14 protein-coding genes are annotated in these 13,067 nt (G+C 36.0%); 8 read left to right on the top strand and 6 right to left on the bottom strand.

Features of this window, described 5'->3' with window-relative positions:
• Positions 1–43: 43 nt before the first annotated feature.
• Positions 44–652 (top strand): cyclopropane-fatty-acyl-phospholipid synthase family protein, encoded by a 609-nt coding sequence (locus PSR14_RS02385; RefSeq protein WP_001005629.1) that lies wholly within the window; start codon positions 44–46, stop codon positions 650–652.
• Positions 653–699: 47 nt separating this feature from the next.
• Here the strand turns inward: PSR14_RS02385 and ahpF are convergent, their stop codons facing one another.
• Together ahpF and ahpC are read right to left on the bottom strand one after the other, a co-directional pair.
• On the bottom strand, positions 700–2,226 hold the full coding sequence (gene ahpF / locus PSR14_RS02390) for an alkyl hydroperoxide reductase subunit F (protein ID WP_000599492.1): 1,527 nt from the start codon (positions 2,224–2,226) through the stop codon (positions 700–702).
• Between the two features lie 14 nt (positions 2,227–2,240).
• Positions 2,241–2,804, bottom strand: coding sequence for an alkyl hydroperoxide reductase subunit C (ahpC, locus tag PSR14_RS02395; protein ID WP_000924422.1), 564 nt, complete (start codon positions 2,802–2,804; stop codon positions 2,241–2,243).
• Between the two features lie 588 nt (positions 2,805–3,392).
• Here ahpC and mtnK point away from each other — a divergent pair.
• The 3 genes from mtnK to PSR14_RS02410 are packed head-to-tail and all read left to right on the top strand — an operon-like array spanning position 3,393 to position 6,372.
• Positions 3,393–4,622, top strand: coding sequence for an S-methyl-5-thioribose kinase (gene mtnK / locus PSR14_RS02400; protein ID WP_073541575.1), 1,230 nt, complete (start codon positions 3,393–3,395; stop codon positions 4,620–4,622).
• A gap of 12 nt (positions 4,623–4,634) precedes the next feature.
• Entirely contained in the window at positions 4,635–5,678 is a 1,044-nt protein-coding gene (gene mtnA, locus PSR14_RS02405) for an S-methyl-5-thioribose-1-phosphate isomerase (protein WP_000392482.1), read from the top strand.
• A gap of 52 nt (positions 5,679–5,730) precedes the next feature.
• On the top strand, positions 5,731–6,372 hold the full coding sequence (locus PSR14_RS02410; protein ID WP_000926545.1) for an L-fuculose-phosphate aldolase: 642 nt from the start codon (positions 5,731–5,733) through the stop codon (positions 6,370–6,372).
• A 39-nt stretch (positions 6,373–6,411) separates the two neighbouring features.
• On the opposite strand, the gene PSR14_RS02415 is transcribed toward PSR14_RS02410, so the two are convergent.
• From PSR14_RS02415 to PSR14_RS02425, 3 genes are read right to left on the bottom strand one after another with little or no spacing between them, the layout of a single operon-like run.
• Positions 6,412–7,419 (bottom strand): iron ABC transporter permease, encoded by a 1,008-nt coding sequence (locus PSR14_RS02415; protein WP_073541577.1) that lies wholly within the window; start codon positions 7,417–7,419, stop codon positions 6,412–6,414.
• A complete protein-coding gene (locus PSR14_RS02420; RefSeq protein ID WP_000823048.1) occupies positions 7,416–8,456 on the bottom strand; it encodes an iron ABC transporter permease in 1,041 nt (346 codons plus the stop codon). The genes PSR14_RS02415 and PSR14_RS02420 overlap by 4 nt, the downstream gene beginning before the upstream one ends.
• Positions 8,457–8,504: 48 nt before the next feature.
• A complete protein-coding gene (locus PSR14_RS02425; protein WP_000732578.1) occupies positions 8,505–9,422 on the bottom strand; it encodes an iron-hydroxamate ABC transporter substrate-binding protein in 918 nt (305 codons plus the stop codon).
• 331 nt (positions 9,423–9,753) lie between these two features.
• On the opposite strand from PSR14_RS02425, the gene PSR14_RS02430 reads away from it, so the two are divergent.
• Positions 9,754–10,803 carry an NAD(P)/FAD-dependent oxidoreductase gene (locus PSR14_RS02430; protein ID WP_073536170.1) on the top strand — a complete coding sequence of 350 codons (1,050 nt, stop codon included), beginning with the start codon at positions 9,754–9,756 and terminating at the stop codon, positions 10,801–10,803.
• A 195-nt stretch (positions 10,804–10,998) separates the two neighbouring features.
• Here the strand turns inward: PSR14_RS02430 and PSR14_RS02435 are convergent, their stop codons facing one another.
• Positions 10,999–11,367: a hypothetical protein gene (locus tag PSR14_RS02435; RefSeq protein ID WP_000235473.1), complete on the bottom strand. Its 369-nt coding sequence runs from the start codon at positions 11,365–11,367 to the stop codon at positions 10,999–11,001.
• Between the two features lie 181 nt (positions 11,368–11,548).
• Between PSR14_RS02435 and PSR14_RS02440 the strand changes: the two genes are divergently transcribed.
• From PSR14_RS02440 to PSR14_RS02450, 3 genes are all read left to right on the top strand, one after another.
• Positions 11,549–11,788, top strand: a complete 240-nt coding sequence (locus PSR14_RS02440; RefSeq protein WP_001004507.1) for a helix-turn-helix domain-containing protein — start codon at positions 11,549–11,551, stop codon at positions 11,786–11,788.
• Between the two features lie 236 nt (positions 11,789–12,024).
• Positions 12,025–12,540, top strand: coding sequence for a hypothetical protein (locus PSR14_RS02445; protein ID WP_000051521.1), 516 nt, complete (start codon positions 12,025–12,027; stop codon positions 12,538–12,540).
• A 20-nt stretch (positions 12,541–12,560) separates the two neighbouring features.
• Complete coding sequence (locus tag PSR14_RS02450) at positions 12,561–13,010, top strand: spore coat protein (protein ID WP_000432501.1); 450 nt, start codon at positions 12,561–12,563, stop codon at positions 13,008–13,010.
• Positions 13,011–13,067: the final 57 nt, after the last annotated feature.

A 13,067-nucleotide genomic window follows, 5' to 3' on the forward strand; every position in this document is an offset into this window, starting at 1 on the left:
TGGTGTATAATAATAAGTACCATTTCTTAATAGGAGAAAACGAATGAACGAACAATATTACGATGCAGTTTTACATATAAAAACAGTCGGTGAGCAAAAAGGATTTAACAAGTCTATGCATTATCATCGTTATGAACCGACGCCGTATAGCGGATTAGATGAGTTATTGAATCAATATGAAATACGAAGTAGCGACCGAATTGTAGACTTTGGATGCGGAAAAGGGCGATTAAACTTTTATATGCATCATAAATGTGGTGCTTCAGCAGTTGGAATTGAAATGAATGAAGAGTTTTATAAAGAAGCGATGGATAATCGAGATCGTTATGCACGAAAGGCACGAAACAGTAAGGGGAAAATTCAATTCCAATGTTGTTTAGCGCAGGAATATGAAATTGATCCACGCGATAACCGTTTTTATTTCTTTAATCCATTTTCTGTACAAGTGTTTATGAATGTAGTAAATAACATTTTGCTTTCAGTAGAAGAAACGGGGAGAGAAGTGGATATTATTTTGTATTATCCTTCTGAGGACTATATTTTCTTCTTAGAAAATCAGACTGCGTTTGAGCTGAAGAAAGAAGTTAGATTGCCAGGTGCTTATGAGAAGAATGGGAATGAGAGATTTTTAATTTATACATTAAGATTATAAAAAAGCAGGTGCCAAGGCACCCGCTTTTTTTACTCACGTCTATATAATTAGTTACGGATTAAGTAATCAAATGCACCTAAAGCTGCGTTTGCACCTGAACCCATAGAGATGATGATTTGTTTGTACGGATTATTTGTACAGTCACCTGCAGCAAACACTCCTGGTACGTTTGTAGCGCCGTGCTTGTCTGTTACGATTTCACCGCGAACGCGTTCAACTGTTTCGCCTAACCAGTCTGTGTTTGGAACAAGACCGATTTGTACGAATACACCTTGTAATTCAACGTGATGAACTTCTTCAGTTTCACGATCGATGTAAGAAATACCGTTTACTTTATCAGTACCAGTAATTTCTTTTGTTTGAACGTTTTTCAGAACAGTTACGTTTGGTAAGCTGTTAAGACGTTCTTGTAATACAGCATCAGCTTTTAATTCTGGCATGAATTCAAGAACAGTTACGTGCTTAACAATACCTGCTAAGTCGATAGCTGCTTCAATACCAGAGTTACCTCCACCGATAACTGCTACGTCTTTTCCAGTGAATAATGGACCGTCACAGTGTGGGCAGTATGCTACACCTTTATTTTTGAACTCAGCTTCACCTGGTACGCCAACATTACGCCAGCGAGCACCTGTTGAAACGATTACGCTCTTACTTTTCAGAATAGCGCCGTTTTCAAGTTCCACTTCAATAAGTTCTTTTTTCTCTAAACGTTTCGCACGTTGTAGATTCATTACATCGATGTCGTATTCTTTAACGTGCTCTTCAAGACTTGCTACTAGCTTAGGACCTTCAGTGCGTTTTACGCTGATGAAGTTCTCAATGCCCATAGTATCCATTACTTGACCGCCGAAGCGCTCAGCAACGATACCAGTGCGGATTCCTTTACGTGCTGCATAAATTGCTGCACTTGCACCAGCAGGGCCGCCACCAACAACAAGAACATCGTATGGATCTTTATCAGAAAGCTCTGATGCATCTGGACCGTTACCCATTTTAGCTAAAATTTCTTCAAGTGTCATACGACCGCTGCCGAAAGATTCGCCGTTTAGGAAAACTGTTGGTACTGCCATGATGTCTTTGCTTTCTACTTCCTCTTTGAATGCAGCGCCATCAATCATAGTATGTGTAATACCAGAGTTAAGAACGCTCATTACGTTAAGAGCTTGTACAACATCAGGACAGTTATGACAACTTAGGCTGATATAAGATTCAAAATGATATTCGCCTTGAATGTTTTTAATTTGATCGATTAATTTTTGTTCAACTTTTGGAGCGCGTCCACTTACTTGTAGTAAAGCTAACACTAATGAAGTAAATTCGTGTCCTAATGGAATACCAGCGAATACGACACCAGTGTCTTCACCAGGGCGGTTTACGCTAAAGCTTGGTGTTCTCTCTAATTCAACTTTTTCTACTGTAATCTTAGATGACATAGTAGCTAATTCGTCTACTAGAGCTAACATATCTTTAGATACGTCATCGTCTCCTGCGCTTACTTTAAGTAAAATATCGTTCTCCATTAATTGAAGATATTGGGATAGTTGTGTTTTTATATCTGCATCTAGTATCATTTTGATCGAACTCCTTAGATTTTGCCTACAAGGTCAAGGCTTGGTTTAAGTGTAGCAGAACCCTCTTGCCATTTAGCTGGGCAAACTTCACCTGGGTTGTTACGTACGTATTGAGCTGCTTTAATTTTGTTAACAAGAATGCTTGCGTCACGGCCGATACCGTCAGCATTGATTTCCATAGATTGGATAACGCCGTCTGGATCGATGATGAATGTACCACGAGCAGCAAGACCTTCTTCTTCCATTAAAACGTTGAAGTTTGTAGTGATTGTGCGAGTTGGGTCACCAATCATGATGTACTCGATTTTACCGATAGTTTCTGAGCTATCATGCCATGCTTTGTGAGTGAAGTGAGTGTCTGTAGATACAGAGTATACTTCAACGCCTAACTCTTTAAGAGTTGCATATTGGTTTTGTAAGTCTTCAAGTTCAGTTGGGCAAACGAATGTGAAGTCAGCTGGGTAGAAACAAACTACACTCCATTTTCCTTTTAAACTTTCGTCAGTAACTTGGATAAATTCTCCATTATGGTAAGCATTAGCTTTAAACGGTTTTACTTCTGTGCCGATTAATAACATATTAAAATTCCTCCTAAATGTTGGTTTTGAGCATCAAAAAATAGTGTGCTCATAAAATATATTTTTTAATTAACTATAATAATTCTAATTCGATATTAATTATCATATAGAAGTGGTTATTTTGTCAAGCGAATAAACGAACTTTATATCAATTTAATTAATATTTATTCTCAATTAAGGATAACAGGGAATGGAAAGGTAATTTTAAGTTTATAAATTTTCAATGAGTGCTTGAATGAGTAGTGTGTATGTTAGAGATATGATGTAAGTATAAATTCTTAGGAAGGAAATATTTCTTAGAAGTTGTCTTTTTGAAAAGGAACTGCGTATTTCTATTTTACAAAGAATTGTGTGATAAATAAAATAAAATGAACTAGAATCTTTTTGAACAATTTTTGTCCTCTCAAATATATAATTAGGAAGCATATTGCAATGATATAGAAACATTGACTCAAGATATTAACAAGATATAATAAAACCTAGATATACATTTCAAAAAGAAGAACATATATTATAGGATGAAAGATTTAATCCTATTATTTTTTATAGCTTTTAGAAAACGCTTACAATTAGTGTGGAGGGGAAACCATGTCTAAGTTCACGAAGTATTTTTTAATGGAAGCTAGCGATGTGATTGTATATGTGAAAGAGAAATTATGTAAGTTTGAACATGCAAAGGGGTTACAGTGTAAAGAAATAGGCGATGGTAATTTAAATTATGTATTCCGCGTTTGGGATGAACAGAAGAACATTTCTGTCATTGTAAAGCAAGCTGGGGATACAGCACGTATTTCAGATGAGTTTAAGTTGTCGACGAATCGTATTCGTATAGAATCAGATGTTTTGCAGTTAGAGGAAGAGTTAGCACCTGGACTTGTTCCGAAGGTGTATTTGTTTGATAGTGTGATGAATTGTTGCGTAATGGAGGATTTATCGGATCACACAATATTACGTACAGCACTTATAAATCATGAAATATTTCCGAGGCTTGCGGATGATTTAACTACCTTTATGGTAAATACACTCTTATTAACATCGGATGTTGTAATGAATCATAAAGAGAAGAAGGAGCTTGTGAAGAATTATATAAATCCTGAGTTATGTGAGATTACAGAAGAACTCGTATACGCTGAGCCATTTACAAATCATAATAAGCGTAATGAGTTATTTCCGTTAAATGATGGATGGATTAGAGAACATATTTATAGTGATAAAGAGCTCCGTATAGAAGTAGCTAAACTTAAGTTTTCTTTTATGACGAATGCACAGGCGCTTATTCACGGTGATTTGCATACTGGTTCTGTTTTTGTAAAAAATGATTCTACAAAGGTAATTGATCCTGAGTTTGCTTTTTATGGACCAATGGGCTATGACATTGGGAATGTAATGGCGAATTTAATGTTTGCTTGGGTAAATGCAGATGCAATGATGTCAGCTGGAGCTGAGAAAGATACGTATATGGATTGGTTACAATCGACAATAATAGAGGTAATTGATTTATTTAAGAAGAAGTTTTTAGACGCTTGGGATATTCATGTGACAGAGATTATGGCGAAGGAAGAAGGCTTTAACGAAGTATATTTACAATCTGTATTAGAGGATACAGCTGCAGTGACAGGTCTTGAGTTAATTCGTCGTATTGTTGGGCTAGCGAAAGTAAAAGACATTACTTGTATTGAGAATGAGGAAGCACGTGCTAGAGCGGAACGCATTTGTCTTCAAGTAGCGAAGAAATTTATTTTACGAGCGAATCAATATAAAACAGGTACAAGCTTTGTAGAAACGTTAAAAGAACAGTCAATGCACTACGCGAAGTAAGGGGAGAAGATGATGGAAGAGCAATTAATACCAATCCAGTGGAAAGATGATGCTTTAGTTTTATTAGATCAAACATTATTACCGAATGAGGTTGTCTATGAATCTTTTAAAACAGCTGAAGGTGTGTGGGATGCCATTCAAGTAATGAAAGTAAGAGGTGCGCCAGCGATTGGTGTTTCAGCAGCTTACGGGGTGTATTTAGGAGCCAAGGAAGTTACTCAAAATACGGTGGAAGAATTGATAGAGGAAGTAAAAAAGGTATGTGCATACTTAGCAACATCAAGACCGACAGCAGTAAACTTATTTTGGGCACTTGAAAGAATGGAGGCAGTCGCGACAGAGAACGCACACTTATCAATCGCCCAGTTGAAAGATAGATTACTAGAAGAGGCAAAAGAGATTCATAGAGAAGATGAAGAAATTAACCGTCACATTGGAGAACATGCACTAACATTATTCCATGATGGAATGGGAGTATTAACACATTGTAATGCAGGTGCGTTAGCGACGACTAAGTATGGTACTGCGACAGCTCCAATGTACTTAGCGAAAGAAAAAGGATGGGACTTGAAAATCTATTCAGATGAGACACGTCCTAGATTACAAGGTTCAACGTTAACAGCATTAGAATTGCAGCGAGCGGGAATTGACGTCACTGTCATTACAGATAATATGGCAGCTATGGTTATGTCACAAGGGAAGATTGATGCGGTAATCGTTGGATGCGACCGTGTGGCAGCAAATGGTGATATAGCAAATAAAATTGGGACATTAGGCGTATCTATTTTAGCGAAATACTACAACATTCCGTTTTATGTAGCAGCACCAACACCGACAATCGACTTAAAAACACCGACAGGAAAAGAAATTCCGATCGAGGAAAGGGATGCTTCTGAAGTGATTAATCGCTTTGGGCAATATTCTGCTCCGAAAGAAAGTAAAGTATATAATCCAGCATTTGACGTCACGCCACATGAAAATGTAACAGCGATTATTACGGAAAAAGGGATTGTAAAAGCACCGTTTACGGAAAACTTAAAAAAGCTATTTCAATAAGTAGATAGATACAAAGTCAGTCATCATAAGCTTCATACTTAGGGGGATGTATATGTTATTACAAAAAGAGAGAGAAGAAATTGTAGCGTATGGAAAGAAAATGATTTCTAGCGGTTTAACAAAGGGGACAGGCGGTAATATTAGTATTTTCAATCGGGAGCAAGGTCTTGTTGCCATTAGCCCAAGTGGTTTAGATTATTATGAAACGAAGCCTGAAGATGTAGTTATATTAAACTTAGATGGCGATGTAGTAGAGGGAGAGAGAAAACCATCAAGCGAACTTGATATGCATCTTATTTATTATAGAAAGCGTGAAGATATAAATGCGCTTGTGCATACACATTCTCCTTATGCAAAGACGATTGCATCATTAGGATGGGAACTGCCCGCAGTATCGTATTTAATTGCTTTCGCAGGCCCAAATGTTCGTTGTGCACCGTATGAAACATTTGGTACGAAGCAATTAGCAGAGGCTGCTTTTGAAGGGATGATTGATCGCCGTGCCGTTTTACTTGCGAACCACGGTTTAATTGCAGGTGCAAATCATATAAAAATGGCATTTACCGTTGCGGAAGAAATTGAGTTTTGTGCGCAAATTTATTATCAAACGAAAAGCATTGGGGAACCGAAGCTATTGCCAGAAGACGAGATGGAGAATTTGGCGAAGAAGTTTGAAGGGTATGGGCAGCAGTAGAATAAAAACACCCTCAAGAAAAGATCTTGAGGGTGTTTTTTACGCCTTCTTAAGCAACAAATACATAAAGTAAGGAGCACCAATTAAAGCGACAACAATACCTGCTGGGATACCGTTAGGTTCAACGATATTTCGTCCAATTGTGTCTGCTAATAGTAATAGCCATCCGCCGATTAAAAGGGCGATAGGCATGAAGATTTGATGCCTTGGACCTACTAAAGATTTCGCGATATGAGGAGCCATCAGTCCGATAAAGCTAATTCCTCCTGTTACGGAAACTGCAGCAGCTGCAAGCGCAACGGCTGCCACTAATAAGTATCTGCGTTCTTTTTCAATTTCAATTCCAACGCCAATTGCGACCGGTTCGTTTAATGCTAGAATGTTTAATCGGTTTGCTTTATAGAAAACGAACGGAATGAATACGATTAACCATGGAAGCATTGCTAAAACGAAGATCCAGTCATCTCCCCAAATGTTACCGGCAATCCATTTGGAAATAAAATCCACTTTTATACGATCTGCGGATGAAATAAGGACGATCATCATTCCAGATAGTGCAAATGCAAAACCGATACCGGTTAATGTTAATCGCACCGGCTGAAGTCCAGTTGATTTACTATATGAAAATACGTAGATTAGAACAGCTGTCAGAAACGCTCCGATAAATCCAACGATAGGTAGTAAGTAAAGAAATGAACCTACATCTATTGGAAAGTATAAAAAGAAAATAGCAACAGCAACACCGGCCCCAGAGTTGATTCCGAGAATACCAGGTTCAGCTAAATCATTTCGGGTAATTCCTTGCAGAATAGCTCCTGATAAAGCGAGAGCCATACCAGCTAATAATGTAATGATAATTCTAGGTAGTCTTAAAGAGTATAAAACGAACTCCTCTTTAAAAGTTCCTTGTCCCATTAACGTTGGGAGTAGTCGATCATAAGATAAAGATGCTGAACCGAGCCCCATTCCAATTACAATAGTTGTAATGGTTAGTATAAGTAAAGCGAGTATGATAAGACGTTGTTTTCTTAGAATAGATGGTATCATGAGAACATTTTTCCTCCTTTACGTACAATGAATAGGAAGAATGGTAATCCTACAATTGCGACAATAGCAGCAACTGGTGTTTCGTACGGAGCGTTAATGGTACGTCCGATTGTATCTGCAAGTAGCATAAAGGAAGCCCCAGCAATTGCTGACATCGGTATAACAAATCGGTAATCTGGACCGACAATTGGGCGTACCATGTGAGGTACCATTAAACCGATAAATGCCATATTTCCGACAAGTGCTACAGACGCACCTGCAAGTAAGATAATAATGATAAATAGAATGGTTTTAATAACAATAATTTTTTGACCGAGTCCAATAGCCACTTCTTCACTGAAACTAAGAACTGTCAATTTTTTTGCTAGTAAGATAGCGATAAAGATACTAATTGAAATGACTGGAATAATAACTTTCAATTGGCTCCAAGTAGTTCCAATTACGCCTCCAGCAGTCCAAAGTGATACATCTTGTGAAATTTTGAAGTAAATGCCGACTCCTTCTGAAATTGCGAGTAGAAATGCTGAAACGGCAGCACCAGCTAATACAATTCGAAGAGGGGAGAGACCGCCTTTTTTCACCATACCAATTCCAAATACCATAATTGCACCAACGGCAGCACCGATAAAGCAAGCTAATGTTAAGTAAAGATAGCTGATGGAAGGATTGAAAGCAAGTGTTAGTGCAAGCGCAGCATTTGCTCCACCAGATAGCCCGAGTAATCCAGGATCTGCAAGTGGATTTCTTGTTAATCCTTGCATAATTGCTCCAGAAACAGCAAGTCCAGCTCCTACAAAAATAGCGGCAACTTCACGGGGCAAACGTATTTCGCGAATGATAGATATTTTATCCCCTTTAGCGGAGGAAGTGAGTGCTGACCATACGTCTTTTATTGAAGTATCTGCAGCACCTAATACCATTGCTACCATAAAAATAAGAAAGAATGCAATTATGCTTAAAATTAATTTGTATGTAAAAGCTATAGAACGTGTATTGTCATGTTCTTTTGTCATTCGTTTCACATCTTTTCTTTTCATAGAATAAAGGAAGAGGAATTCTTAAAATAAGAATTCCTCATGTTTGTATTATTTACCAAGAAAGCTCTTCTTGAAGAAGTCTAGTTGGAAATCTAATGTAAGTGGATCGTTGAAATAGAATTCCATCATGTTTGCTTCGTATACACGATTATTTTTTACTGCTGGGATGTTTTTATATGATTCTGTCTCTTGGAATGAGTTATCAGTATCTTTGTTTTTACTTACGATTAAGTAATCACCAGCAAACTCAGGTAATACCTCAGTAGATAATGCGTAGTAACCTTCTTTTAATGCTTTTTCTTTTACTTTTTCAGGCATTTTTAATTTCATTTCTTGGTACAGAATTTCTGTTCCGCGGCCCCAGTTCTCGCCGTATACATAAAGCTGTTTGTTGAAGTTTTCTACAACAGAAACTGTAGCATCTTCACCGATTTTTGCTTTAATTTCTTTACCAGCTTCTTGTGCACGTTTCTTGAAGTCATCAACCCAAGTTTTTGCTTCTTTTTCTTTGTTTAATAACTTACCAATTTCTAAATGCTGTGTTAAGTAATCAACTTTTCCGTAAGTGTATGTTACAGTAGGAGCGATTTTCTTTAACTTATCAACATTTTTAATATTTGATAAACCGATGATTAAATCTGGATTTAGTTCAGCGATTTTTTCAACATTTTCATCTGATACTTCAGCAACGTCTTTAAGTTTGCTATCAAAACGTGGGTTTTGTTTAGACCATGAATCTACCCCAACAAGATTTACACCTAATGACATTACGTTACCAGCGAATGATGATAAAACAACAACGCGTTTTGGATTTGCAGGAACTTCTACTTTACCATTTTCAGATTGGTATGTAATGGTTTCTGATTTACTACCTTTTGCATCGTTCTTTTTGTCTGTAGAGCCATTGCTACAAGCGCTCATAACAAGGACGAAAAGAACTGTTAGTGAAATAAATAACTTTTTCATCGTCTGTCTCCTTTAAATAGATGATATGTGTATACAATAATTTGTTTAACTGCAATCTTTTTGAAAGAGTAGTGGTAATACAAAATGTTTATTAAAAATTTTGAATGTGAGATGTCACAATATAGTATTAACCATACTAATAAAAGAAGATGTAATCTCAAATTTTCTAATTATTAACAAATTGATAATGATTATCACTATTGATTCATTAAATAATATAATTTTATCTAGTTGTATTGTCAATAGTAATTTTAATTGTAAATTTTGCGGAAACAGGTTATATTTTATTGAGAATGATAATCAATGATTAGTAGCTGAGGAGTGAGCACGAATGAATCGAGAAGAATTGTTTGATGTAACTGTGATAGGCGGAGGACCTGCAGGGCTTTATTCAGCTTTTTATAGTGGACTCAGAGAAATGAAAACGAAAATAATAGAATTTCAACCACAGTTAGGTGGAAAAATACATGTTTATCCAGAGAAGATGATTTGGGATGTAGGAGGACTATTACCAGTTACAGGTGATAAATTAATTGAGCAACTTGTACAACAAGGGTTAACATTTAAGCCGGAAGTTGTATTAAATACAAAAGTAGAATCGATTATTCGTAATAAAGATGGCACTTTTACGTTAAAAGCAAACGATGGAAAAGAACACTTTTCAAAAACAGTTATTGTGGCAACTGGAAGTGGTATATTGAAACCACAAAAGTTATCAATTGAAGGTGCTGAGCGATTTGAAGTATCGAATTTAAATTATACAGTGAAGTCTTTAAAGCGTTTCAAAGATAAAACGATCATTATTTCCGGCGGAGGAAATTCTGCCGTTGATTGGGCAAATGAATTAGAACCAATCGCGAAAAAAGTATATGTAACATATAGAAAAGAAGAATTATCTGGTCATGAAGCACAAGTGAAGCAACTGCTGAACAGCTCAGCTGAGTGTTTCTTTCATACATCGATTACAAAATTAATTGCTGGTGATAGTCATGAAGCGATTGAATATGTAGAATTAACGAATCATGAGACAGGTGAAGTTTCTCATTTACCTATTGATGAAGTTATTATTAATCATGGATATGAACGTGACATTACATTATTAGAAAATAGTGAGTTAGACGTTGCGATTATAGATAATTTTTATATTGCAGGGAATGCAAATAGTGAGTCTTCAGTAGACGGATTATATGCTGCTGGGGATATTTTAAAGCATGAAGGAAAATTACACTTAATTGCGGGAGCATTCCAAGATGCTGGAAATGCTGTGAATAAAGCGAAACAATTTATTCAGCCAGATGCAAGTGAGTATGGAATGGTTTCTTCGCATAATGAGGTATTTAAGAAGAGAAATCGAGAATTGATTAAGCAGATGATGAAATAGTAAAGGAACAAGTATCCCCCCATTTACTTCTCTATTCGAATGACGAGAGAGGTAAATGGGGGTTTTCCTGTTTACTATATTTTCAATCATTATAATGACACCGGTTTCATCAGTTCATGTGACATGAACATTTTATTTGTGAATCTTCCTAGAAAATAATGAATCTATGTTTTGCTGACGCAGAACTGTATTACATTATGCTGTTCCTTTAGCTCGTTCGTTAGGAAATGGCATGTTTAATATAGAAGCAATGTACTGTTTTCCATGCATTCGAGCTAATGATTCTAATATTTGGCGAACACGTTTTGTAAGATGACCTTGTTTTTTTATTTCCTCACAATATGCGTCATAGAAAACGTATTTAGCCCAAAGGAAATCATCTTGTTGGAATAAGAAATGATTTTTGTACCATTCTCCAATTGTATGGTAACAATTGTTTTCCTGTATTGCTACGCTTTGAGAAAGAATACGATCAGATAAAGATGCAGTTAAATGAGAAATTGTGTTTTCTGTTTCAATTTGTAATGTTTTTTCTAACATTGTAATGATGTGACGAGTAGCCATATGTTAACTCTCCTTTGTGTAAATGGGTAATACCATTCTATATTTAAAAAATTCTTACTATACACTATTATACAATATATGGAATGCATCTACCTGCTTTTTAGGTTGCATTTACAAAATCTTTTTTATTTGTTTACAAAAATAAAGTAAGATACAGTATATAGGAAAAAATAATAAAGGAATGAACGAGTTGTATATAACAGTAGAAGAAGCTGCGGAGTATTTGAATTTACCAAAGTCGTATATTGAAGAGTTAATTCAGCAAAAGAAAATTCGTGCACTATTTGATGGAGAGCAATATTTATTAAATAAAGAACAATTCAATACACATTTAGAACAAATGGAGAAATATAAGCAATTAGTGGAAGAAATATTGAACGAACCAATTCCAGAAGATATGGATGTTAAAGACGAAGATTAAACTATGGGAAATCCCTTATGAAGATATGCAGAAATGTATCTTCATAAGGGATTTTTTTGTTTAAAGATATTAAAAGCATAAGGAGTTCTTAGCCTTTCCTCAAATTTTGATAGGTAGTAGTCTACCATGTTAAAAGCATATTTTTTTCTAGCTAGGACAAACATAGAGAACGTAACCTGTACAGATACATATACTATCAGTGCAAAAGCTTATAAATTAATGGAAGGGGTTTTCTCGTGAGTTTATTTCATTGTGATTTTTTGAAAGACTTAATTGGATCTTTTGTGAGAGTAAACAGGGGTGGTCCAGAATCTCAAAAAGGAACAATAATATCAGTATGTCCGGACTACTTCGTATTGCAGAATGAAAAAGGTGAACTTTATTACTATCAACTTAAACATCTAAAGAGTATCACAAAAAATGCGAAAGAATGTGGATCAAGTGATTGCGAGTGGGAAGATTGCGCCTGTGCAGAAGACTTTGAAGAACTGCTTGAAAGTTTCAAATATTGCTGGGTGAAAATTAATCGCGGTGGTCCAGAGAAAGTGGAAGGCATTTTACAAGATGTTTCTTGTGACTTCGTAACATTAATCGTAAAAGAAGAAATTATCTTAATTGCAATAAAGCATATTAAAAGTGTTAACTATAATGCTTTAGCTTGTGGAGAGAGCGATGAGAGCGACGATAGTAAGGAAAGTAGCAATAATTCAGGTCGTGCTCGTGCACAAAGACAATCAAGTAGAGGAAGATAATAAGAAAGGGGGATACGAAATTGGAGAATGTATTATGTTGTGACCAAATTAAATGTTTAGTTGGTGAGACTGTCAAAGTAAACCTTCGCGGACCAGAAAGTCGAGTTGGTGAGCTTGTATCGTTAGGCAAAGATTATCTAACGTTACAATTACCACATGGTGAATTAGTATATTATCACTTGAAGCATGTGAAGAGTCTAGTTAAGAAAGTAAAAGAAAGTAAATGTGGTGATTGCTATAGTTCATGTTTCTGCTCTGATGAGGATACTTTTCTAGATATATTAAAAGACTTGAAGTATAAGTGGGTAAAAATTAATCGTGGTGGTCCAGAATGTGTGGAAGGTTTGTTAAGTGAGGTACACCATGGCTGCATTACACTAGTAAACTGCGATGAAGTGATTTATGTAGTTAAGTCTCATATTAAGAGTGTGAGTCAAGTAGTTAAATGTAAAAAGAATGAAGATGAATAATGTTTAATAAATAAGAGGGGCATTATGAGGGAAAGAGAAGAACAATTTCTTATTTCA

The sequence above is a fragment of the Bacillus sp. A01H genome (genome assembly GCF_045277205.1).
GTDB classification, from domain to species: Bacteria; Bacillota; Bacilli; order Bacillales; family Bacillaceae_G; genus Bacillus_A; species Bacillus_A paranthracis.